Below are 26901 nucleotides of genomic sequence, written 5' to 3' on the forward strand. Positions count from 1 at the left end.
GTACTTATTTTTCAATTTTCAGAAAATTTAAAGGAGTGAATGCGCATGGAATGGATACAGCAACTTGTGAACGGTATTTCACTTGGAAGTATCTACGCGTTAATAGCGTTAGGGTATACGATGGTATACGGTATTATCAAGCTGATTAACTTTGCTCATGGTGATGTCTTCATGATTGGGTCATTTATTGGCTTTTACGCTATTGCTAAATGGGAGCTTGGTTTCTTCCCAGCATTATTATTGGCGATGTTAGTTTGTGCAATTTTTGGTGTATTAATTGAACGTATTGCCTATAAACGTTTACGAAATGCGACACGTATCGCAGCTTTAATTACAGCGATAGGTGTATCGCTATTAATTGAATATACAACAATTTTCTTCAGAGGTGCACAACCAGCAGCATATCCTGAAGTTTTCAAAAACAAATCATTAGATATTTTTGGCGTTCAAATCAGCAGTACTTCCATCTTAATTTTATCAGTCGCAGTTGTACTGATGATTCTTTTACAATTCATCGTACATAAAACAAAAATCGGTAAAGCGATGCGTGCCGTTTCCCACGATGCAGATGCAGCTCGCTTAATGGGTATTAACGTTGACAATACAATCTCTGCAACGTTTGCGATTGGTTCAGCTTTAGCTGGTGCAGCAGGTGTTATCTTTGGGGTTTATTATACAAAAATTGACCCGTTAATGGGGGTTATTCCTGGGGTTAAAGCATTTATCGCAGCTGTTCTTGGTGGTATTGGTATCATCCCTGGCGCTATGGTTGGTGGTATGTTACTAGGTGTTGTAGAGTCCTTAGTAAGTGCACTTGGCTTCTCGTTATGGCGTGATGCAGCGGCATTCGTTATTTTAATTTTAATCTTAATCTTCAGACCATCGGGTATCTTTGGTAAAAACGCCCGTGAGAAAGTGTAGGTGAGCGGTTTTATGAAAAAGTCTAAAGTTTTCTGGGGCTATGCCGTAATAGCGCTAGTCATCTATGCAGTTGTACAATTGTTGATTACAACAGAAGTAATTGATTTGTACTATAAAAATATGTTGATCACAATGTGTATTAACATCATGTTGGCTGTCAGCTTGCATATTGTTATTGGTGTTACTGGACAGTTTTCAATTGGGCATGCTGGGTTCCTTGCAGTTGGAGCATATGTATCCGCTATTATTACAACAAAGTTAATGTTACCATTCCCATTGGCCATCTTATTAGGGGCTGCTGCAGCAGCAATTGCTGGTTTAATCGTAGGGATTCCAACGCTTCGTTTAAAAGGGGATTACTTAGCGATTGCTACACTTGGATTTGCAGAGATCATTCGTATTATCTTTTTAAATACGGATTATGTTGGTGGCGCAGCAGGGATGCAGGTTAAATATTTATCGAACTGGACATACGCATTCTTTGGCGTAGTGTTAACGATTCTAGTTATCTCAAACTTTACAAATTCTCGTCATGGGCGTGCGTGTATTTCCATTCGAGAAGATGAAATAGCAGCAGATGCGATGGGTATTAACACAACTTACTATAAAGTTGTTGCATTTGCGATTGGGTCTTTCTTCGCAGGTCTAGCAGGAGCCATTTTTGCACATAACTTTTACATTATTCAACCGACAACATTCGGTTTCTTAAAATCATTTGATATTTTAATTTACGTTGTACTTGGTGGTTTAGGAAGTCTTTCTGGTTCAGTGATTGCTGCGATTTTCCTAACAGTCGTGTCTACTTATCTAGCAAACTTCCCAGAAACGCGTATGATTATTTACAGTTTAGTATTAATTATCGTGATGCTTTATCGTCCAACAGGCTTAATGGGAACGAAAGAGATAACACAATTATTTAAGTTTGGTAAAAAGGGAGGTACGAAATAATGACTGGAAACCTTCTTATCAATGTTGAAAATATGGGTATTCAATTCGGTGGTTTAAAGGCAGTACAGGGTGTTAATATGTACCTTAACCAAGGCGAGTTGGTAGGACTTATTGGGCCAAACGGAGCTGGAAAAACAACTAGCTTTAATATGTTAACAGGGGTATATACACCTACGGAAGGTACAATTACTTTTAATGGTCTGAAATTGAATGGACTTGCTCCCTATCAGGTTACACAGAAAGGGATCAGCCGTACGTTCCAAAATATTCGATTATTTAAAGAGCTATCTGTTCTTGACAATGTAAAGGTAGCCAATCATTCACTTGCAAAGCATTCTATGTGGGCTTCTATTTTTCGTTTACCTACGCATTTCAAAGGTGAGGCCGAAATGGAGCAACAGTCCATTGAGTTCTTAAAAATCTTTGGCTTAGATGTCTATAAAGATGAGCTAGCTAAGAATTTGCCATACGGGATGCAACGTCGTTTAGAGATTGCTCGTGCGTTAGCAGCAAATCCCAAACTGCTTCTATTGGATGAACCAGCAGCAGGGATGAACCCACAAGAAACTCACGATTTAATGGAGCTAATTGCATTTATTCGTAAAGAGTTCGGTTTAACAATATTGCTGATTGAGCATGATATGAGCTTAGTTATGGGTATTTGTGAGCGCATTTACGTACTTGATCACGGACAATTAATCGCTGACGGGACACCAGAAGAAATTCGCAACAATCCAAAGGTAATAGAAGCATACCTTGGAGAGGAGGTTATCGGCTAATGCTAAAAGTACAAAATATCGATGTTTTTTATGGCAATATCCAAGCATTAAAGGGCCTCTCTTTAGAAGTAAACGAGGGTGAAATTGTAACGTTAATCGGTGCAAATGGTGCTGGAAAAAGTACGCTCTTAAAGACATTGTCAGGTTTATTAAAGCCAAAAGGTGGCATTATCGAATACGAAGGCTTTTCGATAGCTGGGAAAGCGGCACAGACTATTGTTAAATCAGGGATTTCTCACGTTCCAGAAGGACGCCGTGTTTTTGCCAATATGTCAGTTGAGGAAAACTTAGAGCTTGGTGCGTATCTGCGTAATGATAAAGCAGGTATTAAGAAAGATATGGATCATGTTTTCGAGTTATTTCCACGATTATTAGAGCGCCGAAAACAGCAGTCAGGTACATTGTCTGGTGGGGAACAGCAGATGCTGGCGATGGGGCGCGCCTTAATGGCAAAACCAAAACTGTTATTAATGGATGAACCTTCGATGGGTCTTGCACCGTTGATGGTGAAAAATATCTTCAATATTATTGAGCAGGTTAATAAAGAAGGAACAACCGTATTACTTGTAGAGCAAAATGCTAATATGGCATTATCTGTCGCTAACCGTGCATATGTACTTGAAACAGGGCGTATTGTTTTATCTGGTTCAGCAAAAGAGCTACAAGAGAGTGAGCAAGTAAAGGCAGCTTATTTAGGCGGATTATAAAAATGGTAGGACATCTCACGTTGAGATGTCCTTTTTGGCTTGTATGTTGAAAGAAAATCAGAGGTAGCATTTCCACTTTACTTTTTGGTAAGGTTGAAAAAAGGAGTGATGCTTTTTGAAGTATTCAGCACAATATTTTATTGAACATTTAAAGTTAGCCGAACATCCTGAAGGGGGCTATTACATTTCATCGTTCCGTGCATCGGACGATATAGCAGTGAGAGATGTACAGAGACCGATTTATACTAGTATATATTTCCTTCTGCGCTCACAGGATATTTCACATTTACATCGTCTACAATCGGACGAGCTATGGTATTATCACGCTGGAAGCCCACTAACAGTTCATATGATTTTCCCAGATGGGACATATGAAGCGAAGAAGCTTGGCTTGAATATAGAAGCGGGGGAAGTCCCTCAGCTTGCAGTGCCAAAGCATACAATTTTCGGCTCGTCGGTGGAGGAATCTGAGACGTTTAGTTTAGTCGGATGTATGGTGGCGCCAGGCTTTGACTTTGAGGACTTTGAATTGTTCACACAGGAAGAGCTTTTAGTAGATTATCCTCAGCACAAGGAAGTTATTTATAAAATGGCCTACAAAACAATTGAATAGAAAAACAGCCGTCTCAATTATTTTGAGACGGCATGATTCGTTCACCACAGTATTTCTTCAGGATAATTAAGTTGAATTTGAATATCATGTAATGCTTGTTTCGTTGCCATAGCTGCTTCCATCAGGTGGGATTTTAATGCTACATATTCATGGTCCTCTACCATTAATCGCACAGCAAATGCAGCTAAATGTGCCTGACGTTCCTCTTTACTTAATTCAATATATTCTAGATTTAAAACATCCACGTATTGTGTTGCAAAACGGAAAGTTAAGGGGTTTTTAGCATGTAACATTCTTAAAAACACAACATAATCTTCGTCACTTACCTCCTGCTCTAAACATTCAGCAATAGCCGCTTGAAATTTACGAATAATAGCTATCTCATGATTCCATATAGAAGCATTGTTTAATTTTTGGTGCAGTTCAATAAAATCATTTAATGCGATTGCACTAAAGATAATTTCTGGCCAAAGAATTTCTGTTGAAAAATAGACATTCTTATTTGGAAAGATGAGTTCATGTTGTGTTAGAACACTCTTATTAAGTCCATTACTAACAAACTCTAGGTGATGCTCACCAAGCATAGCATGTCTTAGTTTATAGCAAACGCTTAAAATACGTAGTCGAGGACCCTGATAATCATAGTATTTATTTTCGTCACCAGTTACTTTATAAATAGCATTAATTAGTTCATCTAAATCCCAATAATCCGCGCTAATTCGTACCCCTGTTAGTTGTTCTGTGCTTTGAATGGATATCATAGTCCTCGTCCCTCCCTTTGGATGTATCTATTTTGGTGTGTAATTGAGTAGTTTGAATAGTTCTGTTCGTTCCTTCTCCGTTAAATCACGCCATTGCCCTACCTTTAAATTACCAAGCTTAATATTCATAATACGAATGCGTTGTAGACGCTTAACGGAATACCCTAGTGCTGAGCACATTCGGCGAATTTGGCGGTTTAAGCCTTGCTCTAAAATGATTTTAAATACTTTATCTGAAATCTTTTCCACATGGCATGGTAAGGTTGTTGTATCTAAAATATCGACACCTGCACCCATTTTTTGGATGAATTGCGCAGTTATAGGCTTATCAACTTGAACAATGTATTCTTTTTCATGATGATTTTCAGCACGTAGAATTTTATTGACGATATCACCATCATTCGTTAATAATAATAGCCCCTCTGATTCCTTATCAAGACGCCCGATATGAAAAATACGTAGAGGATGATTGACAAAATCAACAACATTGCCTTTTATATGACGCTCTGTCGTACTTGTAATGCCGACAGGTTTATTTAGAGCAATGTAAACAAGCTGTTGTTCTTTCTTTACCTCTTTTCCATTCACGCAAACAATGTCTCCTGTTTCAACTTGACTACCAACTGTTGCCAGTTCTCCGTTAATTGTTACCTTTCCTTCTGCTATCCATTTATCAGCACCACGACGAGATATGATGCCTGTTTCACTTAAATATTTATTAATACGCATATTGTTCTCCTATATTTTATATTATTTTTAAGTATACCTTAACGTCGCACATACAGTGAATGCTAGAAGCTTTTCTAGCAAAAATAAATTAGTTGGAAAAGTTTTTGAAAAAGTTGAAATTATTTTATGTTTCTGACAATATATTAGGTGAGAGGGTTTCTATGAAAATATTGTTATTCCGATATAAAATAACGTTTTTTGTAGATAGTTCTCATTAAATTGTGTAAAGGGGAGAAGTAAAATGGTTTATGCATTTCCAAACACTGAAGGATCGGTAGTTCAATTCAAAGAGAAATATGATAATTATATCGGTGGCGAATGGACACCCCCAGTGAAGGGTCAATACTTTGATAACGTTACTCCTGTTACTGGACAAGTTTTTACACAAATAGCACGTTCCACAGCTGAGGATATTGAACATGCATTAGATGCGGCACATGCTGCTAAGGATGCATGGGGTAAAACATCACCAACAGAACGCGCAAACATTTTACTTAAAATTGCGGACCGTATCGAGCAAAATTTAGAAAAGCTAGCCGTTGCTGAAACATGGGATAACGGTAAAGCGGTACGCGAAACATTAAATGCAGACATCCCTCTTGCAATTGATCATTTTCGTTATTTTGCTGGGGTATTACGTGCTCAAGAGGGCTCAGTAAGCCAAATAGATAACGATACAGTTGCTTATCATTTCCACGAGCCAATTGGCGTAGTTGGCCAAATTATACCTTGGAACTTCCCGTTATTAATGGCTGTATGGAAGCTTGCGCCAGCACTTGCAGCTGGAAACTGTGTCGTATTAAAACCTGCAGAACAAACACCAGCATCTATTATGGTGCTTTTAGAATTAATAGAAGATTTACTACCACCAGGTGTCATTAATGTTGTGAATGGATTTGGCTTAGAAGCAGGGAAACCGCTTGCATCAAATCCACGCATTGGTAAGATTGCCTTTACAGGTGAGACAACAACAGGGCGTTTAATTATGCAATATGCTTCTCAAAACCTTATTCCAGTAACATTAGAACTGGGTGGTAAGTCGCCAAACATTTTCTTTGAAGATATTATGGATAAAGATGATGCCTTTTTAGATAAAGCTGTTGAAGGCTTTGTGCTATTCGCTCTAAATCAAGGGGAAGTATGTACTTGTCCTTCCCGTGCACTGATTCAGGAATCAATTTACGATAAATTTATGGAGCGCGTATTACAGCGAGTAGAAGCCATTAAAGTTGGCAACCCACTTGATCCAAACACAATGATGGGTGCACAGGCATCTAGTGAGCAAATGGAAAAAATTCTTTCTTATTTAGATATTGGTAAGCAAGAAGGTGCAGAATGTCTAATTGGAGGAGACAAAAATAATGTAGGTGAAGGCTTCGAAAATGGCTACTACATTAAACCAACTGTTTTCAAAGGACATAATAAAATGCGTATATTCCAAGAAGAAATTTTTGGACCAGTAGTTGCTGTCACGACATTTAAAACGAAAGAGGAAGCATTGGAAATTGCGAATGATACATTATATGGTTTAGGATCAGGTGTTTGGACGAGAGATATAAATACGGCATATCGCTTCGGTCGTGAAATTCAAGCTGGTCGTGTTTGGACAAACTGTTACCACGCATATCCTGCACATGCTGCATTCGGTGGCTACAAAATGTCGGGTGTTGGTCGTGAAAATCATAAAATGATGTTAGCGCATTACCAACAAACGAAAAACTTATTAGTTAGCTATAGCGAAAACAAACTTGGTTTCTTCTAATTCGTAGGGAGGTGCATTAGCGTGGTTGAACGTGTATTAGCTACGGAAGAAGCGCTAGCACTAATCGATCTATTAAAAGAGAAACATGGGCCCGTTATGTTTCATCAATCAGGCGGATGCTGTGATGGCTCCTCACCAATGTGTTATCCAGAAGGGGATTTGCTAATAGGAGATCAGGATGTGTGCCTTGGTGTAGTGGGTGGTGCCCCTTTCTATATGCACAAAAATCAATATGATTACTGGAAGCATACACAAATCATATTGGATGTGGTGGACGGCAGAGGCGGCATGTTTTCACTCGAGGGCGTAGAAGGAAAACGTTTCCTAACAAGGTCAAGAGCCTTCAACTCTGAAGAACTGCAAGAGCTAGGGTTAATTTAACAAGTTATCTGTACAGCGGCAAAGTTTTTCTGCCGCTGTTTTTTTATCTGGAAGTAGAAAAGTTATTGTATGGAAAGGGAGGCTTTAGGACACATGACTCTTTTCTTATAGGAATGATGAATATTGATTTTGGTCGTTCAAGTGTTTTGATATTAATTTTTATGGAAAAGAGTATGTAAAGCGATATTATTGGATGAATTTTTTAGGAAAAGGAATAGATTTAATCGATCCTTTAAGGTCATGGTAAATAATAGTTTCTTTGTGGTTTTTGCTAACATCGGCCATACCTCCTTTATAGGTTGTTAATATTTTCTATTAAATCAAATAAAGTAAGTAACATACATTAAATTATGTTTACTTTTTATGTTAATTGTTACAAAGAGGGTGAATCTTTCTCACATTATGTTACGTAAAACGGGTAAAGGAGTGTGATAAATATGGATTATGTGATGATTGAAAATGAATTTGCCAATACAGTAGAGGAGGTATCAAAGGCTGCAGGCTGGACGGTGGACCGTAAAATTGTATTAGCTATTGCTAGTACATTTGTAGCCTCAGGAAAAACTTTTGATGCAACGAAGTATAAAAATGTTTTACAAGAGATGAAGAAGCAATCTTCATGGCTGTCTCCTTTACGGACAACCGTTGGATATAGTATTGCTGCCAACCTCATGGAGCAAGATGATGCAGAAAAGGCAGTGAAGAATTTACTTACAAATGTGAGCATCTTAAAGGAAGCGAAATTCAGAAGCGGCAATTTTAGCTATATTGGAGCACAATTCTTGACGGAAGATGAACAGGATAAAAAGACGCATGCACAGGCGGCAAGAGTCTTATTTGATGCTATTCGTAAACATCATCCATTTTTAACCTCATATGAGGACATTCCTTATGTCATATTATTAAGCAGTCCATCTGATGATGTTGAATTGCGCGCGGATACCATGAATCGATACTATAAAGAACTAAGAACATCTAATTTTAATGCTGGCAATGAACTCCAATGGCTTTCACAGGTATTAACATTTTTATCACCCAAATTTGATGGTCAGCTAGTACCCGATGTTGTAACCCTTCGTGATGGGCTCAAAAAGCAAAACGTTAAAGTCAAGGCTATGCATTATCCTTTACTTGGCTTTTTAGCCATACTTAACCTGGATAAAGCACAACTTCAAGGGTTGATTGATTTATACCATGAATTAAAAGACATGAAGTTATTAAAATGGCATCGTGAATTTGTGCTCTTTATGGCTGTACAATTTGCTATTTATGATATGGCAAAGGTACAAAAGTCTTTGTCCATGACCATTATGTCTTCTATTGAGCTATTAATCCAAGCACAGCAAGCAGCAATGATTGCAGCGGTTAGTGCAGCTGCCATTGCGTCTAGTTCAAGTTCTTCGTGATAGAATAAAGAAGAACATGATTATTTGGAGGTGCATTTGAAGGATGAAGGATACAAAACTTTGGATTAATGGTCAGTGGCATGATGCAGAGGAAAGCTATGAGCTAGCTTCTCCATATAGCGGTGAGGTTATTGCTCATGTAGCTAAAGCATCTATTCAAGATGTAGAAAAAGCTATCGAAGGTGCGCAGCAGGCATTCCAATCGTTTAAAAAGACAACAGCCTACGAACGTGCCGAAATATTATATAAAGTTGTTGATATAATGCGACAAAGAAAAGAAGAACTTGCAGAGATTTTAGCCTTAGAGGCTGGAAAACCTATTGTTGCAGGTTTAGCTGAAATTGACCGTACAATCGCAACCTATCAATTTGCAGCTGAAGGAGCTAAACAGGCAAAAGGTGAGACTGTTCCAATGGATGCAGCCCCTGGAGCAGGAGATCGAATTGGCTGGACAAAAAGAGAACCTTTAGGTGTAATATCAGCCATTACGCCATTTAATTTTCCGTTCAATTTAGTGGCACACAAGTTAGGCCCAGCGTTTGCAGTGGGCAATACAGTTGTATTAAAGCCAGCAACACAAACGCCACTAAGTGCTATCGTTATGGCAGAAATTTTCCGAGATGCAGGATTACCCGATGGGGCATTACAAATTGTGACAGGAAGTGGGGGTGAGCTTAGTGATACGCTTGTCACACATCCATATGTCAAAAAAGTAACCTTTACTGGTAGTGGTAAGGTTGGTTTGAAGATTAAAGAAAAAGTAGGCTTACGTAAAGTAACTTTAGAGCTGGGTTCTAATGCTGCAGTAATTGTCGAACCATCTACGCCAATAAATAAAATTATCAGTCGTTGTGTAAGCGGGGCTTTTAACTTTGCTGGACAAGTATGCATTTCGTTACAACGTATATATGTGCATTCCTCCATTATTGATGAATTTACTAAAGCATTTGTTGCAGAAACAGAAAAGCTTATAGTAGGAGATCCATTAGAGAAGACAACAGATGTTAGTGCCATGATAAATCCAAATGAAGTGGAACGTATTAGGGAATGGATTGAGGAGGCACAAGAACAGGGGGCTATGATTGCAACTGGAGGCGTATTTACTGAACGTACTTTAACGCCAACAGTTATGAAGAATGTGTCAGCTGATATGAAAATTGTTTGTCAGGAAACATTCGCACCAATCGTCTCAATTGTTTCATATGAAACATTAGACGACGCAATTCGACTTGTAAATGAGTCGGACCTTGGCCTAAATGCAGGTATTTACACGAATATATTGTCAGATGCTTTATATGCAGCAGATGAATTACAGGCTGGTGCTGTCATTATTAATGATATTCCGACATTCCGAGTAGATAACATGCCATATGGTGGAGTAAAGATGAGTGGTTATGGACGTGAAGGAATTAAGTGGGCTATAGAAGAAATGACTGATATGAAATTTATTTCGATGAAAAAATCGTTCTAAATTTGCATCAGCTCTTTTTCTGCGATACGATGACGAAAGAACAACATGAGAAGGGAAGTTGCAAGAATTATGCCAAACAACGCTGTACCCATGAGCCAATCACGTACGGTTCAATCGCGTCTCGTATTACCCCCAGACACAAATAATCACAATTCTATTTTCGGTGGAAGAGTGTTAGCTTATATTGATGAAATTGCTGCTATTACAGCAATGAAACATGCGAAAGGCCTTGTAGTGACAGCTTCTATTGACTCGGTTGATTTTTTATCCGCTGCACATGTAGGAGATATTCTTGAAATCGAGAGTATTGTTTCGTCTACAGGACGTTCTTCAATGGAGGTTTATGTTCGCGTTGTTTCTCGCAATATTGAGACTGGCGAGGAAAAATTAACGACAGAATCATTTGTCACGATGGTTGCAGTAAATGAGGAAGGGAAACCCGTACCAGTTCCCTCAATCTATCCTGAAACAGATGAAGAGAAGCGTTTATTTGAAACTGGGCCAGCAAGACGAGAGCACCGTAAACAAAAACGTGCATTGCCGCATTAAGGAAAAAGGGAACTCCAAATGAGTTCCCTTTTTTATTTTACATATTTAGTTCATTGACAACATTAATGAGCGAGTCGGAAGAAGAAGAGACTAGTGTAGCACCTTGCGATAATTCAGTGATTAAATTAGATATAGCTGAAATATCTCTCGATGTATTTACGTATTGCTGCTGAATGCCAGAAACTGCATCAGCAATATCATTAAATGACTTGGATAAACTTTCTTGTGTATTGACACTATGTTGAATTTTTTGATCAACATTAGTAACTGAATTAGCCATAGTCGTAATATTACTTTCTGTTTCCTTAATAAGGTGAGAAACATTTTGGACGGCATTTTTTGTTTCCTCCGCAAGTTTACGAACTTCCTCAGCCACTACTGCAAAACCTTTCCCATGTTCTCCAGCTCGTGCAGCCTCAATAGAAGCATTTAATGCTAATAAATTGGTTTGATCAGCAATGCCTGTAACTAGCCCAACGATTTCAGAAATTTTTTGAGAAGAGGTACGTAGTTGGTTCATCGTTACCTCAAGACCATTGACACTTTGCAAAATAACTTGGATTAAATCATTTTGTTCTTTCAATTGCTGTTGGCCTCGTCTTGATTTTTCTTGTGTATCTGCTACGAAGTTCAATCCTTGCTTGGTTGCTACAGCAATATCATCTGTTTGTGAGGAAATCACTAATAATGATGCGGCTGTTTCTTCACTAATGGCATTAAGCTCTTCTGCAGTACTTTGGATCGTCGTTACAAGGGAATTTTTTGTTGCATCTGCTGCTGAGCGAATACGTTCTTCCTCTTTTTCATATGCCTCAATCACGAGTTGTTGCTCAAAATTAATGATTTTACAAAAAGCGTTTATAGCACGAATAGCATCTGTTTTAGAAATATCCACCTCGTTCACAAAGTTTGCAAAAGTAGTAGTGAGTGACTGGAATGAGGCAATATACCACTTTGACTGCAAGCCAATTCGAACGTGAGCCTCAGCAATGGCTTTTCGCTCAGCAATGTAGGCATCATTAATATGACTTTCAAAAATGTCACTTAAATGTTTATGTAACGTGATTTTCAAACGATCAATATGTGATGTTCTATTAATAATATCAAGTAAATCTTGGCTCAAACTAATGGCTGCATAAAATTTCTCCACCATTTCAGGAATTAAGTCTTTAGCTAAAGGCTGTAGCTGCTTAATGATAGCTAAATCCTCAAGTGTTAAATTTAAAAGTTGTAATTGTTTTTGAAGATTGGGGTGGTTCAATACATCTAACTGTACACCGCTCTTAAAATTTTCAGGTGTTAATGTAATTGCGTAGCTAGAACTACTATTTTTTGAAAACCAACTCATTATTATTTGCTCCATTCTTAATATCCATAATAAATTGTAAGTAAATAAGCACTTTTGAAATTTGTTAGGTTTGTATATTTAATAAATAAATGGGATTAAATCTATTTTACTATTATTTGCTGAATATTTGGTTAAAAAATTGGATATTTCTTTATTTTTTTACTTTATTGTTAGTCCAAATGGTGAAGCGATGTAAATTTGAATTTAAAATAGGAAACCTGTAAAATACGAACTGTTTAGCAATCTAAAAATCGTACGAAAATAAAAAATGGAAGGAGGGGTGGTATGGAGAAAAAACGTTTTAAATTTGTTATTCCTGTCATGGTGATTGTTGCCATTGGTTCTGTTTATATGCTACGAAACTATCATGCTGAGGTACCAGATATTGAGCAATTATTAATTACCATATGTGCAGCTTTGGGATCAGGGGTATTAGCCTACTTTTTATTTCCACAGCAGGGTGATAATAAGATTGATGACAGAGGACCGTATTAATAGATTAAAAAAACTGCTCGTTTTCATTAAAACGAGCAGTCTTTTTATGGTTTAAACAGTTTAAACCAGCCTTTATGTTTAAAGACAGCCAACATAAAGATAACGATAATTATCATAATCCCAAGTACAATAAAATAGCTGTATTGCCCATGTAGCTCAGGCATGTTATCGAAATTCATCCCATACACACCAGCAATGAAGGTAAGTGGTATAAAGATAGTTGATACAATTGTTAAAGTCATCATAATGCCATTCATTCTGCTAGAACTCATAGCCATATAACTATCCCGCATGTCTGCTGTAAGCTCTCGATTAGATTCAACCATCTCTGTTAGCTTAAGTAGATGGTCGTAGATATCTCCAAAATAAGCTCTCTCCGATTTTTTTAGTGAGAAACGGTAAGAATTGAGAATGCGATATAAGAGATCACGCATTGGTAAAATAGTACGTCTTAAGTCAAGCAAGTCACTACGGAACTCGAAGACAATTTTCATGGCATTTACATTACTTTGGTATGTAAGTTCACCTTCTAAAGCATTTAGATGATCTTCAATTTTATAAACGAGTGGAAAATAACTGTCAACAATTTTATCGATAGTTTGATACGTTAGGTATACAGTACCTCGCTCCCAATTCTTCGGTTGGTTTTCCAGCATCTTTTGCACCTTCTCTATCTCAGGGACAGAATTTTTATGGAAGGTTATGATGAATTTATTGGAGGCAAAAATATTAACCTCCTCCGCAGCTAACGTCTCTTCGTTTACCCGATGAATGACAAAGAAATGAAAATCATCATAAAAATCGAGCTTAGGACGCTGCAACCTCATTAAGCAATCTTCAATAGCGAGAGGGTGAAAGTGGAAAAATGTATCCAACAATGATTCCTCCTCGGCTGTAGGACAATTAAAATCAACCCAATACCATTCAAATTCTTGCTGATGTATCTCTTCTAATGGAAAATCCTTTAACAATTGTTGTTGCTTTGTAATGCCAATGGTGCTTATCACGGTTTTCACCTCAAATTATTTACTACAAAATAGTTAGCGCTCCTCTTTAAAGCATACCCAACCACCGAACAAAGTAGTGGCAAAAAATCTAGAAGGTTTAGTAAAACCCGCACTTTGTAAAAGTATTAAAATTTCTTCTTCACTCATAAAAGAAAGGGAACGAATGGATTTTTCCATCTCTGCTACATCGGATAAAGAAAGTCTAGTATGCTGTAGCCAATAAGAACGCCATAAATCAAATTGTAGTTCTGTTTCTAAAGAGCCTAGCTGACCATATTTTGAAACAAGGACAAATGGTGCTCCAGGTTTCAAATGTCTTGCTATTTCTGTTATTGTTTCGAGCTTTTCTTTATAATCATGAATAAAATGCAAGACGAGAACACAACTTGCCGCATCATACTGAGTAGAGGGCAGCGAAGCATCAAGTATTGTAGCCTGATGGAATGACATATCATTAGGAAGAGTGAGTAAACGCTCTTTAGCTATAGTAAGCATGGATTCTGATGGATCAATGCCAGTGAATGACCAGTGAGGTCTTCCTTCTGCAAGCTGTATAATTTCATTGCCACTTCCTGCTCCCACGACTAGCATGTTAGCATTTTCTGATAGCCTAGAATGATAAAAAGTTTGTATTAAACGTAGCATGGCATCATAACTAGGCAATGTACGGCGAATACCCTTTTCATATTCATTTGCTAATGTGTTGTTAAATTCCAACGCTCCTCACAGCCTTTCAAAAAAATTTTAAAAAATCTTTCTTAATGTGAAACTATTGCGGGTATAGTTCCGTAAATAGTAGTACATAAAACATAGAATAAAGTTCAAAGAAAGGGTTGATATATATGGAGACTAAATGGTCTAAAGTAATCATACACGCAAGTGCATTTTTTGCGCCATGGTTAGTGCCCATTATTTTCTTTTTAATTAGTTCGGATGAGGAAGTAAAGGCAATTTCTATTCAAGCACTGCTATTCCAAATTGTCATGGGTGTTTTAATTGCTATCTCTGTTGGTTTAAGCTTTGTCCTTATTGGCTTACCATTTTTAATCATTTTCGGCATTATGGTATTTGTGGTACCGATCATCGGTATCGTAAAAGCATTGTCTGATGAACCTTGGCGTTATCCAATTGTTGGTCGCTGGGTATAATTTTCATAGACGCAAGTATATGCTAGTTGCATATGCTTGCGTTTTTTCTATGACGAATAAGGGTACATTAGGTGTATAAGGAAATTATTAAACCGTAAACAAATAATCGAAAAAGGGCTCTTTTCGGCTCTTAAAAAGCCTTTTTCTAGACTTTCCACTTTTCTATGGGCGAAATCATTGCAATTTTTTTCAAGCGTTTTGTATAATATACTCAAAGAAAGTCAAAGATAGTCAAAGTCAGTGAAGCAAGCGAGGTGTGTTCCTAAAATGCGTAATATATCAGACATCATAGAGGGTTACTTAAAGCAAGTGCTTGAATTAGGTGGGGAAGGGCATATTGAAATTAAACGTAGTGAAATCGCTGATAAATTTCAATGTGTACCATCACAAATAAATTATGTTATTAATACAAGATTTACTGCCGAGCGGGGTTACCTTGTTGAGAGCAAACGTGGTGGTGGTGGATACATTCGAATTTTACGTGTCCGTGCGAATTCACAGATTGATCTAATCGACGATGTTCTCAGGCAAATTGAAGGTGGGGCATCACAAACAATGGCAGAAGATTTGGTTTATCGACTCATTGATGAGCAGGTAATTTCCAAGCGAGAAGCGAAATTAATGTTAGCAGCAATTGATCGCTCCACGATCGACTTGCATCTCCCATTAAGAGATGTCATTCGATCAAAAATATTGCGAGCAATGCTGACAACAATAAAATATGAACAACAAAAATAGTGAGGTGATGGAAATGATATGCGAACATTGTAAACAACGTAATGCGACAGTTACAGTAACACAAGTTCAAAGTGGGCAAAAAGTAGAGCATCATTATTGTGACGTCTGCGCCTCACAATTCCATCCATTTCATGCAGAGTTTAAACAAGAGCCAGTATCTATTCAACAGTTATTGTCTAACTGGTTTGGCTCTCCTACATGGCAAAAGGTGGGGGAAAAACAACAGGTACAACCACAACAGCAAACATGCCCACAATGTGGATTTTCGTATAAGCAATTTTTAAAAGAAGGAAAATTCGGGTGCCCAAGCTGTTATGACACATTTGGAGATCATTTGCCAAAGCTTTTTAATCGTATTCAGGCAGGTCCACAACACATTGGAAAAATGCCTGGTGCTCGCAGTAATGTGTATGTTATTAAAAAGCAAATAGAAGATATCCGCAAGCGTATGAAATCCGCCGTAGATGAAGAACAGTTTGAAGAAGCGGCGAAGCTACGTGATGAAGTTAAAGAGCTAGAGAAGCATCTACAATTTGAAGGTGGTGATGTGACATGATGATTGAATCATTTTTAGAGCGTGCGACACCAACTTGGATGCATATCAAAGATGATTACTCAGATATCGTCATTAGTACACGGATCCGCCTTGCACGAAATTTAGATGGCTATCGTTTTCCATTAGCGTTTTCAGAAAATGAGGCACTGCAAGTGGAACAGGCCGTTACACATGCTGTCAGCGATAGCCCAACTCTTCAAAATGATTATGCTTATTTTGCTATAAAGGATTTAACCCCTTTACAGCGTCAAATTCTTGTAGAAAAGCATTTGATTAGCCCGCAACTGGCTAAAAAAGAGCAAGTGGGCTCTATACTACTCTCTGAAGACGAATCCGTTAGCATTATGGTGAATGAAGAGGATCATTTACGCATTCAATGTATGACAGCAAGTTTTCAACTTCAAAGTGCTTATGAACAAGCAAATAAGATTGATCGTATCCTAGAGAAAGTATTACCGTATGCTTTTCGAGATACTTTTGGTTATTTAACAAGCTGTCCAACGAATATTGGTACGGGTCTACGAGCATCCGTCATGATGCATTTACCCGCTCTTACATTAACTGGGCAAATGAATCAAATTATAAATGCCATGACACGCTTAGGAATGACTGTAAGAGGTATATATGGTGAAGGAAGCGAAAATTTAGGGAATGTTTATCAAGTGTCTAACCAAATTACACTTGGGAAGACAGAGGAAGATATTTTAGCAGATATACAAAGCGTCGCTGAAAAGATTATTCAAAAAGAGCGGCATGCAAGAGGTAAATTAATGGAAAAGGCAGAGCTTGCGCTAGAAGATCGCGTATATCGAGCTTTAGGTACCCTTACACATGCAAGAATTTTAACAAGTGAGGAAGCTGCTACTTGCCTATCTAATGTTCGTTTAGGAGTAGATTTACAATTGATTGATGGTATACAAACAACGACCTTAAATGAATGTGTTGTTAGTATGCAACCAGGTTTTTTACAGCACTATGCAGGTGAGGCATTACCACCTGCTGAGCGGGATCGTGTACGAGCGGAGATGCTTCGTGAGACATTATCTCAAGAACATGCGAATAAGCCTATAAATGGGGAAAAAGGAGAGGATTTATATGATGTTTAATCGTTTTACACAACGCGCGCAAAAAGTATTACAGCTTGCTCAGGAAGAGGCTATTCGTTGGAAGCACGAATCTATCGGTACAGAGCATATTCTATTAGGGCTTATACGTGAAGGCGGCGGTATTGCTGCGAAAGCGTTAGAAGCCATTGATATTAGTCCTCAAATGATTGAAGCTGGCATTGAAGAATTAGTTGGTAAGGGCAAAGAAGATGTCGGTCCAATCGTTCATTATACACCAAGAGCTAAAAAAGTAATTGAATTATCTGTTGATGAGTCACGTAAACTAGGTCACTCCTATATCGGTACAGAGCATCTATTATTGGCGCTTATACGTGAGGGTGAGGGCGTGGCAGCTCGCGTTTTAAACAATGCGGGAGTCGGTTTAAATAAAGCTCGCCAGCAAGTATTATTGCTATTAGGTAATAATGATAATGCACAATCTGGTCAACAAGCAGCTCAAGCTGCCAATACACCAACATTAGATAGTCTAGCACGTGATTTAACACAAATTGCACGTGAAGGTACTTTAGACCCTGTTATTGGCCGAAGCAAGGAAATTACACGAGTTATTGAAGTTTTATCGCGTCGTACGAAAAATAACCCTGTATTGATTGGTGAGCCAGGTGTTGGTAAAACAGCGATTGCTGAAGGATTGGCACAGCAAATTATTAATAACGAAGTGCCAGAAATCCTTCGTGACAAACGTGTAATGACACTAGATATGGGGACAGTTGTTGCAGGTACAAAATATCGTGGAGAATTTGAAGATCGTTTGAAAAAAGTGATGGATGAAATTCGCCAAGCAGGCAACATCATTTTATTTATTGACGAATTGCATACATTAATTGGTGCGGGTGGTGCTGAAGGTGCGATTGATGCATCAAATATCTTAAAACCATCTTTAGCACGTGGGGAGCTTCAATGTATTGGTGCCACAACACTTGATGAGTACCGCAAGTACATTGAAAAGGATGCGGCCTTAGAGCGTCGTTTCCAACCAATCCAAGTGGATGAGCCGACAGTGGAAGAGGCTATTCTAATTATTCAAGGCTTACGCGATCGTTATGAAGCGCATCACCGTGTGAAAATTACAGATGAAGCCATTGAAGCAGCGGCAAAAATGAGTGATAGATATATTTCTGATCGATTCTTACCAGATAAAGCGATTGACTTAATCGATGAAGCAGGTTCTAAAGTACGCTTACGCTCATTCGCAGTACCACCAAACTTAAAGGCGCTTGAGGATAAGCTTGAAAATGTTCGTTCTGAAAAAAATGCAGCCGTATCAGGTCAAGAATTTGAAAAGGCAGCAGCGCTAAGAGATACAGAGCAAAAGCTGAAGGATGAAATTGAAGCTACTCGAAAAAATTGGAAAGAAGAGCAAGGTAAAGCCGAATCTAAAGTGACTGTGGATGATGTAGCAGCAGTTGTATCAATGTGGACAGGAATCCCAGTAGCTAAAATTGCTTCTGAAGAATCTTCGAAGTTATTACAGCTTGAAGAAGAGTTACACAAACGTGTAGTAGGGCAAGGAGAAGCAGTAGAAGCGATTTCTCGTGCCATACGTCGTGCAAGAGCAGGCTTAAAAGATCCAAAACGACCAATTGGCTCATTTATCTTCTTAGGACCTACAGGCGTTGGTAAAACAGAGCTTGCAAGAGCACTTGCTGAGGTAATGTTTGGCGATGAGGATGCGATGATTCGTGTTGACATGTCCGAGTACATGGAGAAACATTCGACTTCTCGTTTAGTAGGTTCACCTCCGGGCTATGTAGGCTTCGATGATGGTGGCCAACTGACAGAGAAAGTTCGCCGTAAGCCATATTCAGTCGTTTTATTAGATGAAATTGAAAAGGCACACCCTGATGTATTCAATATTCTATTGCAAGTGCTTGAAGATGGTCGTTTAACAGACTCTAAGGGACGTGTAGTAGACTTCCGCAATACAGTGGTCATTATGACTTCAAACGTTGGTGCGGATGCATTAAAATACCAAAAGAACCTTGGTTTCAATGTAGGTGGTGCAGAGTCTAAGCATAAAGACATGAAGGGTACGATGTTAGAAGAATTGAAAAAAGCATTCCGTCCAGAATTCTTAAACCGTATCGATGAAATGATTGTCTTCCACGCATTAGAAAAAGAGCACTTAAAAGAAATCATTGCGATGATGGGCAATGCTTTAACAAAACGCTTGCAAGAGCAAGACATTTCGTTAGAGCTGACTGATGCAGCACTTGAAAAAATTGCTGAAGAAGGCTATGACCCTCAATATGGTGCTCGTCCACTACGTCGTGCATTACAAAAACAAGTAGAGGATCGATTATCAGAAGAATTACTAAAGGGTAATGTAGAAAAGGGTAATCAGGTTGTCATTGATTACGTAAACGATGAGTTTGTTGTAAAGAAAAAAGAGGGAGTATCCATCTCTAAATAATTTCAAGGAAAGACAGTAAGGCTTTAAGTGCCAAGCTGTCTTTTTTTCTGTACAATTAAGGATAAGAACAAATATTCGAGGTGAAAGCAATTTGGCAAAGAAAAAAACGAAATTTGTATGTTCAGGCTGTGGCTATGAATCTGCTAAATGGATGGGAAGATGCCCTGGGTGTGGTGAATGGAATAAAATGGTGGAAGAAGTAGAAATGGTTGCAAAAGGCCCACGTGGAGCATTTCAACATTCTGCTACAGTTACTCAAAAGGCAATCCCGATTATCCAAGTGGAAGCTACTGAAGAATCGCGCGTAGCAACAGAAATGGGCGAACTCAATCGTGTATTAGGCGGTGGCATTGTACCTGGTTCTCTAGTATTAATTGGGGGTGATCCTGGAATAGGGAAATCAACATTACTATTACAGGTTTCCGCATTACTCTCGAATAAAGGGCATCGCGTACTTTATATTTCTGGAGAGGAATCTATTCGTCAAACGAAATTACGAGCAGAGCGTTTAGGAGTGATTTCTCAAGAGCTCTACATATACTCCGAAACAAACCTAGAGTTTTTAAACCAAACCATTGATGAAGTACAACCTAAATTTGTCATTGTCGATTCCATACAAACGGTTTTTCATCCAGAAGTAACAAGCGCCCCAGGTAGTGTCTCACAGGTTCGTGAATGTACAGCCGAGCTGATGCGAATCGCTAAAACAAAAGGCATTGCTATTTTTCTAGTAGGGCATGTCACAAAAGAGGGGCAAATTGCTGGGCCACGTATTTTAGAGCATATGGTGGATACTGTACTATACTTTGAAGGGGAAAGACATCATAATCATCGTATTTTACGAAGCCAAAAAAACCGCTTCGGATCTACAAATGAAATTGCTATATTTGAAATGCTTCAAGGTGGGTTAAAGGAAGTTCTAAACCCTTCTGAGTTATTTTTACAGGAGCGTTCACAAGGTGCGGCAGGGTCAACTATTGTAGCCTCAATGGAGGGGACAAGGCCAATTCTTGTTGAAATTCAATCCTTAGTTACGCCTACAAGCTTTAACTATCCTAAACGTATGGCCACAGGTGTCGATCAAAATCGAGTACAATTGCTAATGGCTGTACTAGAAAAGCGTATGGGTCTCATGCTACAAGCTCAGGATGCATATATTAAAGTTGCTGGTGGTGTCAAGCTGGATGAGCCAGCAATAGATTTAGCGGTGTTGACAAGCATTGTATCTAGTTTTAAGGATCAGGCAGTGCGTGCAACGGATTGCTTTATTGGTGAGGTCGGACTGACAGGTGAGGTCCGTCGGGTATCACGTATAGAACAGCGAGTCATTGAAGCGGCGAAGCTTGGATTTAAAAGAGCTTTCATTCCTTCTTCAAATATTGGTGGTTGGGAATTTCCGCAGGGAATTGAAATTGTTGGTGTAGAAACGATAAAAGATGCACTAAATGCATGCTTTAGAGAGTTATAAAGGAGGTTGTGCATGTTGGATATTATTCTGACATGCATTTTCCTTCACTTTTAATGCTAATATCGGAAACTCATATAAAAGAATAAACGTCCTAAATAATAGCTGATGAATGAATAAAGGATTTCATCTAGTACGAACAAAATAGAAGTTTGTAAAATTTTGTCTAACTATCTTATCCTTGTTTCACAACATCAAAAATAATGAGATTTTGACTGAGCTCATGAAAGATTTTCTACCGTAAACTATGTATAATCTTAACTAACAATTAGGAGGTGACAGCTTGTGAAAAAATTTGTTCAAATTGCGTTTTTACTGATTGGAGGAGCATTGGGCCTTGTTTTCTTACCGCCATTATACGAATTGCTTCATTTATCATCTAATCCTTGGCTAGATAATCCTTATGTATCAGTAGCTCTAGGCGCACTTTTACTGTTTACACTATCTTTTGCATTTTCCGATTACTTTGTAAGGCTCATTAGCTGGATGGAAGAAGTTCTGTTTAAGGTTCCTATCGGAGATTTATTATTTGGTACGTTTGGTTTAATAATTGGGTTGATTGTCGCTTACTTTTTAGGCTTTGCCATTGATAGTGTACCATTCCCTATTATTTCGGAAGTATTTCCAATTATCCTGTCATTTGTATTAGGGTATTTAGGGTTCCGTCTAGGTTTTAGAAAAAGAGATGAGCTCATACAGCTTTTTACATTACGTAGTACCAATACGAAGAAAAAAGCTGCTGAAGGTGCTGAAGCTCAAGAGGTTCGTGGAAGCTACAAACTGCTAGATACAAGTGTAATTATTGATGGTCGTATTGCTGATATTTCTGAAACAGGCTTCATTGAGGGTATATTAGTTGTACCTCAATTTGTGCTCACAGAGCTTCAGCATATAGCTGATTCTTCTGATACCTTAAAGCGCACAAGAGGTCGGCGTGGTTTAGATATTTTAAAAAAATTACAAGATGAACGTAAGACAAAAGTTGAAATTACAGACGAGGATTTTGAAGATGTACAAGAGGTAGATTTAAAGCTTGTCCGTCTTGCAAAAAAAATGGGCAATGATACATGCATCGTTACCAATGATTTTAACCTGAATAAAGTCTGTGAGCTCCATCATGTAAAAGTGTTAAATATCAATGATTTAGCGAATGCAGTGAAACCTGTAGTTATACCAGGTGAAGATATGCAGGTTGTGGTTATAAAGGATGGCAAAGAGCATAACCAAGGAGTTGCCTATTTAGATGATGGTACGATGATAGTGGTTGAAGGTGGTCGTAGTTACATCGGACAGGCAATTACAGTTACAGTTACTAGTGTGCTGCAAACATCAGCAGGTCGTATGATATTTGCTAAGCCGAAGGACGATTAGGATGTGGGGAAATGCAATATGAAGTGGTTCTACCTGCTGCCGGAAGTGGGAAGCGTATGGGTGCAGGGCAAAATAAATTATTTTTAAAGCTTTTAGAGAAACCTATTCTGGTACACACGCTAGAAGTGTTTCAACAAGATCCCGCTTGCACAGGTATTTGGCTCGCTGTAAAACCAGAAGAGCGTGGATTTATTCAAAAAATGCTAGAGGACTATAGGATTACCAAAGTGAAGGGTTTACCTGATGGGGGTGCTGAGCGACAGCATTCGGTTCATTCTTGCATGAAAGAGATGCAACAGGTAGATATTGTGCTTGTCCATGACGCAGCACGCCCGTTTATTACGCATGATATCATTGCAAAGCTTGTACAGAACGCGCATCATCATGGTGCAGCAATTGCAGGGGTTCGTGCGAAAGATACGATGAAAAAAGTATCAATGAATGGCATTATAGAGGAAACGGTTGATCGAGAAAGCCTTTGGATGGTGCAAACTCCACAAGCATTCCGTTTTGAATTAATTATGGAAGCGGAGGACGTAGCTGAAAAAGTAGGTTTTCTTGGGACAGATGAGGCAATGCTAATGGAGCGTCTCGGACATCAGGTACACATCGTAGAAAGTAGTTATGAAAATGTAAAAATGACAACACAAGAAGACTTAGTATTTGGTGAGGCAATTTTGCGTAAGCGTGGATCATTCAATCATTAAGAAATATTATATATAGAGGCTATTCATTCGTAGTTTGTTAAGGATGGATAGTCTTTTTTATTTGTTTTGTTTGGGAAAAATTATATGGTCAGAATGCCTTATTGCTTCGTAATCTGTTCATCCATATATGTATGATAATAATGACATAACTGCTAGTCGAATTAGAAACGAAGGCGTAGAAGAGAATAAAAAGTTGGAATGCTCAAATAAAGTGGATTTTATCCATGTGTGATCGTTTTACGTGTAAAATGAAATAGTGGATATATGATTAATAAGGTAATAGAATAGATGAAAAGATGTGAGGGGTGTTTATTGTGTCATTAAATGATTGGTTAAATCAAAAGGTTCCAGAAATTACAGGTTCATTAACTAGTATAAATAAACAGTACATCGACGTTGACAACTCAATAGGCTTTGATGGACGAGATCGGGTTATAAAAATAATAGATAATTTCCATGAGGTGCTGTTTCCTGGCATTTATATGACAAGACCTATTGATGAAACAAGGGTGAACGTAGTTTGCAGTAATAAGCTGCGTGAAACAGCATTAGATTTGCGGGATATTATCGAAAAAGTATTATTTTATAATATGGAGGATAGTGATCCTGCCAATTGCGAGAAGTATTGCCGTGAACAAGCAGACAAAATTGTTATGAATTTGATTAATCGATTTCCTGCCATTCGCCAAGTGCTACAAACAGATATTCAAGCGGCATATAATGGTGACCCAGCAGCTCTTTCCACAGAGGAAATTTTGCTAAGCTATCCATCTATTGTGGCTGTTTATATTCACCGCATCGCACATGAGTTATACGAAATGGGTGTACAAATTGTGCCTCGAATTATGTCAGAATATGCGCACCGATTAACGGGTATCGATATTCATCCAGGGGCTACAATAGGAGAATCATTCTTTATTGACCACGGAACAGGTGTAGTTATCGGTGAAACTTGTACTATCGGTAAGAATGTAAAAATTTATCAAGGTGTAACATTAGGTGCACTAAGCTTCCCATTAGATGAAAATGGTAATCCAATTAAGGGCATTAAACGTCATCCGAATATTGCCGACAATGTTGTCATTTATGCTGGTGCTACTATCTTAGGGGGCGAGACGACGATTGGGCACGATTCCGTTTTAGGAAGTAATATTTGGCTAACACACTCTGTTCCCCCTTATTCACGTGTTTATAATTCACAGCCATCTCCGAATATTAGCAACAGTCAAATGAAAAATATAGAGTATCATATTTAAAGAATGTGGGGCAGTCTAGAGAGTGTAGCTTTCTAAACTGCCCATTACTGCTATAGGAGGATAATTATTAAAGCGCTTTTCAAACAACCTAGGGCAAATTTTGATATGATAATGTTAAATATTAATTAAAGGAAGATGAATATGTTTCGAATTGGACAAGGTTTTGACGTACATGCATTTGAAGAAGGTCGTCCATTAATTATTGGTGGCATTACCATTCCGCATGAAAAAGGACTAGTAGGACATTCAGATGCGGATGTTCTCTTACACACTGTCACAGATGCGGCTCTAGGAGCAATTGGAGAAGGGGATATTGGCCGTCATTTTCCAGATACAGACCCTGCATTTAAGGACGCGGACTCAGCAAAATTATTAGAGTACATTTGGAAGATTGTTGAGGATAAGGGTTATTCTCTAGGTAATGTCGATTGTACCATTATGGCACAGCGTCCTAAAATGGCCCCCTATATTGGACAGATGCAACAACGTATCGCTGAATTATTACACGCAGAGCCTTCACAGGTAAATGTTAAAGCAACTACAACTGAACGATTAGGTTTTACAGGTCGCGAGGAAGGTATTGCGACAATGGCAACAATTCTATTGATCAAGAAATAAATGTGGATGAACCCCGCTTTTATTTCCTGTAACAGAGTGGTAAAATGAACAAAGTCAATTTTTGATCGAAAATTTAGGAGGCTTTTAATTATGACGAAAGAAGTTCGCGTTCGTTACGCGCCATCTCCAACAGGTTATTTACATATCGGTGGAGCGCGTACAGCATTATTCAATTATTTATATGCAAAACATCATAACGGTAAATTCATTGTACGTATTGAAGATACGGATATTGAACGTAATGTAGAGGGCGGAGAAGCATCTCAGCTAGATAACCTAAAATGGTTAGGTATTGAATATGATGAGTCCATTGATATTGGTGGACCTTATGCGCCTTATCGTCAAATGGAACGTCTTGATATTTATAAAGAGCACGCTGAAAAACTATTAGAACAAGGTGTAGCCTACAAGTGTTTCTGTTCTTCTGAAAAGCTTGAAGCATCTCGTGAAGAACAAAAAGCAAGAGGTGTAGCTGCTCCTACTTATGATGGTACATGTCGCCACTTATCAGCAGATGAAATCGCTGCTAAAGAAGCGGCAGGTGAGCCATACACAATCCGTATGCGTGTACCTGAAAATGTAACATACGAATTTGAAGATTTAGTTCGTGGACAAGTTACCTTTGAGTCTAAAGATATTGGTGATTGGGTACTTGTAAAAGCAAATGGTATTCCAACATATAACTATGCAGTTGTTTTAGATGATCACTTTATGGAAATCTCTCACGTTTTCCGCGGTGAGGAGCATTTATCGAATACACCAAAGCAAATGATGATTTTTGATGCATTTGGTTGGGAATATCCACGCTTTGGACATATGACATTAATTATTAACGAAAACCGTAAAAAACTATCTAAGCGTGATGAATCGATTATTCAATTTGTTACGCAATATAAAGATTTAGGTTATCTTCCTGAAGCGATGTTTAACTTCTTTGCGCTACTTGGTTGGTCTCCAGAGGGAGAAGAAGAGATTTTCTCAAAAGAAGAATTTATCAAAATTTTTGATGAAAAACGTCTTTCAAAATCACCATCTATGTTCGATAAACAAAAGCTAACATGGATGAATAATCAATATATTAAAAAGTTGTCTTTGGAAGAAGTTGTAGCTTTATCTTTACCACATCTACAAAAAGCAGGCTTATTACCTGAAGAGCTTACTGCAGAGCAACATGCTTGGGCGACGGATTTAATCGCACTTTATCATGACCAAATGAGCTTTGGTGCAGAAATTGTCGAATTATCTAGCCTATTCTTTAACGACCATATTGAATATGATGAAGAAGCAAAAGAGGTTTTAGCAGGAGAGCAAGTACCTGAAGTAATGGCGGCATTTAAAGCACAATTGGAAGAGCTAGAAGAGTTTACACCAGATGCGGTAAAAGCTGCGATTAAAGCTGTACAAAAGACAACTGGTCATAAAGGTAAAAATCTGTTCATGCCAATCCGTGTTGTGACAACAGGTGAAACACATGGACCAGAGTTGCCGAACGCCATTTGTTTAATTGGTAAAGAGAAAGCAATTGACCGTGTAGAAAAATTTGCACAATAAAGATAAATTTATTGACAATTCATTCTTTCGTTGTAAAATGTATTTACATTGAAAAAGCGTTGATAAGGAGAAGT

The 26901-nt window shown here is 38.3% G+C and carries 28 protein-coding genes, 1 pseudogene and 1 other annotated feature (1 of these 30 running past the window's edge); of the genes and pseudogenes, 22 read left to right on the forward strand and 7 right to left on the reverse strand.

What is annotated here, in order from left to right; translation table 11 throughout:
- The first annotated feature begins 45 nt into the window (after nt 1-45).
- The 5 genes from ACMGGO_RS23300 (at nt 46) to ACMGGO_RS23320 (ending at nt 3968) form a co-directional block, all read left to right on the forward strand.
- On the forward strand, nt 46-921 hold the full coding sequence (locus ACMGGO_RS23300; RefSeq protein ID WP_016992164.1) for a branched-chain amino acid ABC transporter permease: 876 nt from the start codon (nt 46-48) through the stop codon (nt 919-921).
- Nucleotides 922-933: 12 nt separating this feature from the next.
- Nucleotides 934-1869 carry a branched-chain amino acid ABC transporter permease gene (locus ACMGGO_RS23305; protein WP_420282300.1) on the forward strand — a complete coding sequence of 312 codons (936 nt, stop codon included), beginning with the start codon at nt 934-936 and terminating at the stop codon, nt 1867-1869.
- Nucleotides 1869-2648, forward strand: a complete 780-nt coding sequence (locus tag ACMGGO_RS23310; protein ID WP_048395513.1) for an ABC transporter ATP-binding protein — start codon at nt 1869-1871, stop codon at nt 2646-2648. The genes ACMGGO_RS23305 and ACMGGO_RS23310 overlap by 1 nt, the downstream gene beginning before the upstream one ends.
- Nucleotides 2648-3355 carry an ABC transporter ATP-binding protein gene (locus tag ACMGGO_RS23315; RefSeq protein WP_048395515.1) on the forward strand — a complete coding sequence of 236 codons (708 nt, stop codon included), beginning with the start codon at nt 2648-2650 and terminating at the stop codon, nt 3353-3355. The genes ACMGGO_RS23310 and ACMGGO_RS23315 overlap by 1 nt, the downstream gene beginning before the upstream one ends.
- A 115-nt stretch (nt 3356-3470) precedes the next feature.
- Entirely contained in the window at nt 3471-3968 is a 498-nt protein-coding gene (locus ACMGGO_RS23320) for a cupin domain-containing protein (protein WP_054548948.1), read from the forward strand.
- A 41-nt stretch (nt 3969-4009) separates the two neighbouring features.
- Here the strand turns inward: ACMGGO_RS23320 and ACMGGO_RS23325 are convergent, their stop codons facing one another.
- Nucleotides 4010-4729 carry a DUF6904 family protein gene (locus ACMGGO_RS23325; RefSeq protein WP_054548949.1) on the reverse strand — a complete coding sequence of 240 codons (720 nt, stop codon included), beginning with the start codon at nt 4727-4729 and terminating at the stop codon, nt 4010-4012.
- A gap of 27 nt (nt 4730-4756) precedes the next feature.
- Nucleotides 4757-5458 (reverse strand): 23S rRNA pseudouridine(2604) synthase RluF, encoded by a 702-nt coding sequence (rluF, locus tag ACMGGO_RS23330; RefSeq protein ID WP_326141069.1) that lies wholly within the window; start codon nt 5456-5458, stop codon nt 4757-4759.
- Nucleotides 5459-5699: 241 nt separating this feature from the next.
- Between rluF and adh the strand changes: the two genes are divergently transcribed.
- Both adh and ACMGGO_RS23340 read left to right on the forward strand, forming a co-directional pair.
- Entirely contained in the window at nt 5700-7220 is a 1521-nt protein-coding gene (gene adh / locus ACMGGO_RS23335; RefSeq protein ID WP_004233561.1) for an aldehyde dehydrogenase, read from the forward strand.
- A gap of 21 nt (nt 7221-7241) precedes the next feature.
- Entirely contained in the window at nt 7242-7601 is a 360-nt protein-coding gene (locus ACMGGO_RS23340) for a DUF779 domain-containing protein (protein ID WP_048395522.1), read from the forward strand.
- Nucleotides 7602-7753: 152 nt separating this feature from the next.
- Here the strand turns inward: ACMGGO_RS23340 and ACMGGO_RS23345 are convergent, their stop codons facing one another.
- On the reverse strand, nt 7754-7879 hold the full coding sequence (locus ACMGGO_RS23345; RefSeq protein WP_255409636.1) for a hypothetical protein: 126 nt from the start codon (nt 7877-7879) through the stop codon (nt 7754-7756).
- Nucleotides 7880-8038: 159 nt separating this feature from the next.
- On the opposite strand from ACMGGO_RS23345, the gene ACMGGO_RS23350 reads away from it, so the two are divergent.
- From ACMGGO_RS23350 to ACMGGO_RS23360, 3 genes are all read left to right on the forward strand, one after another.
- The gene (locus ACMGGO_RS23350) at nt 8039-9007 is read left to right on the forward strand and encodes a DUF4003 domain-containing protein (RefSeq protein ID WP_259420051.1); all 969 of its coding nucleotides are present in this window, start codon (nt 8039-8041) and stop codon (nt 9005-9007) included.
- 43 nt (nt 9008-9050) lie between these two features.
- The gene (locus tag ACMGGO_RS23355; RefSeq protein ID WP_259420052.1) at nt 9051-10478 is read left to right on the forward strand and encodes an aldehyde dehydrogenase family protein; all 1428 of its coding nucleotides are present in this window, start codon (nt 9051-9053) and stop codon (nt 10476-10478) included.
- A gap of 69 nt (nt 10479-10547) precedes the next feature.
- Entirely contained in the window at nt 10548-11027 is a 480-nt protein-coding gene (locus ACMGGO_RS23360; protein WP_004233566.1) for an acyl-CoA thioesterase, read from the forward strand.
- Between the two features lie 37 nt (nt 11028-11064).
- Here ACMGGO_RS23360 and ACMGGO_RS23365 read toward each other — a convergent pair whose 3' ends face one another.
- Together ACMGGO_RS23365 and ACMGGO_RS23370 are read right to left on the reverse strand one after the other, a co-directional pair.
- Complete coding sequence (locus ACMGGO_RS23365; RefSeq protein WP_231595752.1) at nt 11065-11847, reverse strand: methyl-accepting chemotaxis protein; 783 nt, start codon at nt 11845-11847, stop codon at nt 11065-11067.
- Nucleotides 11830-12390 (reverse strand): annotated as a pseudogene (locus ACMGGO_RS23370) (protoglobin domain-containing protein); the annotation flags it as partial. The pseudogene ACMGGO_RS23370 and the gene ACMGGO_RS23365, both read right to left, overlap by 18 nt.
- 270 nt (nt 12391-12660) lie before the next feature.
- Here ACMGGO_RS23370 and ACMGGO_RS23375 point away from each other — a divergent pair.
- The gene (locus ACMGGO_RS23375; RefSeq protein WP_066038316.1) at nt 12661-12870 is read left to right on the forward strand and encodes a hypothetical protein; all 210 of its coding nucleotides are present in this window, start codon (nt 12661-12663) and stop codon (nt 12868-12870) included.
- A 44-nt stretch (nt 12871-12914) separates the two neighbouring features.
- Here ACMGGO_RS23375 and corA read toward each other — a convergent pair whose 3' ends face one another.
- On the reverse strand, nt 12915-13877 hold the full coding sequence (gene corA, locus ACMGGO_RS23380; protein WP_259420053.1) for a magnesium/cobalt transporter CorA: 963 nt from the start codon (nt 13875-13877) through the stop codon (nt 12915-12917).
- Between the two features lie 33 nt (nt 13878-13910).
- Nucleotides 13911-14594 carry a class I SAM-dependent methyltransferase gene (locus ACMGGO_RS23385; protein WP_054548954.1) on the reverse strand — a complete coding sequence of 228 codons (684 nt, stop codon included), beginning with the start codon at nt 14592-14594 and terminating at the stop codon, nt 13911-13913.
- A 125-nt stretch (nt 14595-14719) separates the two neighbouring features.
- Between ACMGGO_RS23385 and ACMGGO_RS23390 the strand changes: the two genes are divergently transcribed.
- From ACMGGO_RS23390 to gltX, 11 genes are all read left to right on the forward strand, one after another.
- The gene (locus ACMGGO_RS23390) at nt 14720-15025 is read left to right on the forward strand and encodes a DUF4870 domain-containing protein (RefSeq protein WP_048395538.1); all 306 of its coding nucleotides are present in this window, start codon (nt 14720-14722) and stop codon (nt 15023-15025) included.
- Nucleotides 15026-15292: 267 nt separating this feature from the next.
- On the forward strand, nt 15293-15763 hold the full coding sequence (locus ACMGGO_RS23395; protein ID WP_004233573.1) for a CtsR family transcriptional regulator: 471 nt from the start codon (nt 15293-15295) through the stop codon (nt 15761-15763).
- A gap of 13 nt (nt 15764-15776) precedes the next feature.
- Entirely contained in the window at nt 15777-16319 is a 543-nt protein-coding gene (locus ACMGGO_RS23400; protein WP_004233574.1) for a UvrB/UvrC motif-containing protein, read from the forward strand.
- Nucleotides 16316-17425 carry a protein arginine kinase gene (locus ACMGGO_RS23405; RefSeq protein ID WP_048395539.1) on the forward strand — a complete coding sequence of 370 codons (1110 nt, stop codon included), beginning with the start codon at nt 16316-16318 and terminating at the stop codon, nt 17423-17425. The genes ACMGGO_RS23400 and ACMGGO_RS23405 overlap by 4 nt, the downstream gene beginning before the upstream one ends.
- Entirely contained in the window at nt 17415-19859 is a 2445-nt protein-coding gene (locus tag ACMGGO_RS23410; RefSeq protein WP_048395540.1) for an ATP-dependent Clp protease ATP-binding subunit, read from the forward strand. Before ACMGGO_RS23405 ends, ACMGGO_RS23410 begins: the two co-directional genes overlap by 11 nt.
- Before the next feature lie 91 nt (nt 19860-19950).
- Nucleotides 19951-21327 (forward strand): DNA repair protein RadA, encoded by a 1377-nt coding sequence (gene radA, locus ACMGGO_RS23415; protein WP_004233577.1) that lies wholly within the window; start codon nt 19951-19953, stop codon nt 21325-21327.
- Between the two features lie 282 nt (nt 21328-21609).
- Nucleotides 21610-22695, forward strand: coding sequence for a PIN/TRAM domain-containing protein (locus tag ACMGGO_RS23420; RefSeq protein WP_066038315.1), 1086 nt, complete (start codon nt 21610-21612; stop codon nt 22693-22695).
- Nucleotides 22696-22706: 11 nt separating this feature from the next.
- Entirely contained in the window at nt 22707-23402 is a 696-nt protein-coding gene (ispD, locus tag ACMGGO_RS23425; RefSeq protein ID WP_048395541.1) for a 2-C-methyl-D-erythritol 4-phosphate cytidylyltransferase, read from the forward strand.
- 314 nt (nt 23403-23716) lie between these two features.
- On the forward strand, nt 23717-24658 hold the full coding sequence (gene epsC / locus ACMGGO_RS23430; protein ID WP_004233580.1) for a serine O-acetyltransferase EpsC: 942 nt from the start codon (nt 23717-23719) through the stop codon (nt 24656-24658).
- Between the two features lie 141 nt (nt 24659-24799).
- The gene (ispF, locus tag ACMGGO_RS23435) at nt 24800-25276 is read left to right on the forward strand and encodes a 2-C-methyl-D-erythritol 2,4-cyclodiphosphate synthase (RefSeq protein ID WP_048395542.1); all 477 of its coding nucleotides are present in this window, start codon (nt 24800-24802) and stop codon (nt 25274-25276) included.
- 90 nt (nt 25277-25366) lie between these two features.
- A complete protein-coding gene (gltX, locus tag ACMGGO_RS23440; protein WP_066038313.1) occupies nt 25367-26827 on the forward strand; it encodes a glutamate--tRNA ligase in 1461 nt (486 codons plus the stop codon).
- 50 nt (nt 26828-26877) lie between these two features.
- Nucleotides 26878-26901, forward strand: a binding site (T-box leader); it runs 195 nt beyond the window's last position.

Origin of the sequence: Lysinibacillus sp. BNK-21, from assembly GCF_048684915.1 — a bacterium.
In the GTDB taxonomy this organism is placed as follows: domain Bacteria; phylum Bacillota; class Bacilli; order Bacillales_A; family Planococcaceae; genus Lysinibacillus; species Lysinibacillus capsici.

Bases quoted from the DNA above. Each gene is read 5' to 3' on its own strand.
- ACMGGO_RS23350 (WP_259420051.1), top strand. From the start codon at position 8,039: ATGGATTATGTGATGATTGAAAATGAATTTGCCAATACAGTAGAGGAG.
- ACMGGO_RS23355 (WP_259420052.1), top strand. From the start codon at position 9,051: ATGAAGGATACAAAACTTTGGATTAATGGTCAGTGGCATGATGCAGAG.
- ACMGGO_RS23410 (WP_048395540.1), top strand. From the start codon at position 17,415: ATGATGTTTAATCGTTTTACACAACGCGCGCAAAAAGTATTACAGCTT.
- ACMGGO_RS23325 (WP_054548949.1), bottom strand. From the start codon at position 4,729: ATGATATCCATTCAAAGCACAGAACAACTAACAGGGGTACGAATTAGC.
- ACMGGO_RS23305 (WP_420282300.1), top strand. From the start codon at position 934: ATGAAAAAGTCTAAAGTTTTCTGGGGCTATGCCGTAATAGCGCTAGTC.
- ACMGGO_RS23375 (WP_066038316.1), top strand. From the start codon at position 12,661: ATGGAGAAAAAACGTTTTAAATTTGTTATTCCTGTCATGGTGATTGTT.
- ACMGGO_RS23360 (WP_004233566.1), top strand. From the start codon at position 10,548: ATGCCAAACAACGCTGTACCCATGAGCCAATCACGTACGGTTCAATCG.
- ACMGGO_RS23300 (WP_016992164.1), top strand. From the start codon at position 46: ATGGAATGGATACAGCAACTTGTGAACGGTATTTCACTTGGAAGTATC.
- ACMGGO_RS23315 (WP_048395515.1), top strand. From the start codon at position 2,648: ATGCTAAAAGTACAAAATATCGATGTTTTTTATGGCAATATCCAAGCA.
- ACMGGO_RS23395 (WP_004233573.1), top strand. From the start codon at position 15,293: ATGCGTAATATATCAGACATCATAGAGGGTTACTTAAAGCAAGTGCTT.
- ACMGGO_RS23310 (WP_048395513.1), top strand. From the start codon at position 1,869: ATGACTGGAAACCTTCTTATCAATGTTGAAAATATGGGTATTCAATTC.
- ACMGGO_RS23345 (WP_255409636.1), bottom strand. From the start codon at position 7,879: ATGTTAGCAAAAACCACAAAGAAACTATTATTTACCATGACCTTAAAG.
- ispF (WP_048395542.1), top strand. From the start codon at position 24,800: ATGTTTCGAATTGGACAAGGTTTTGACGTACATGCATTTGAAGAAGGT.
- ACMGGO_RS23405 (WP_048395539.1), top strand. From the start codon at position 16,316: ATGATGATTGAATCATTTTTAGAGCGTGCGACACCAACTTGGATGCAT.
- gltX (WP_066038313.1), top strand. From the start codon at position 25,367: ATGACGAAAGAAGTTCGCGTTCGTTACGCGCCATCTCCAACAGGTTAT.
- adh (WP_004233561.1), top strand. From the start codon at position 5,700: ATGGTTTATGCATTTCCAAACACTGAAGGATCGGTAGTTCAATTCAAA.
- rluF (WP_326141069.1), bottom strand. From the start codon at position 5,458: ATGCGTATTAATAAATATTTAAGTGAAACAGGCATCATATCTCGTCGT.
- ispD (WP_048395541.1), top strand. From the start codon at position 22,707: ATGCAATATGAAGTGGTTCTACCTGCTGCCGGAAGTGGGAAGCGTATG.
- ACMGGO_RS23400 (WP_004233574.1), top strand. From the start codon at position 15,777: ATGATATGCGAACATTGTAAACAACGTAATGCGACAGTTACAGTAACA.
- ACMGGO_RS23390 (WP_048395538.1), top strand. From the start codon at position 14,720: ATGGAGACTAAATGGTCTAAAGTAATCATACACGCAAGTGCATTTTTT.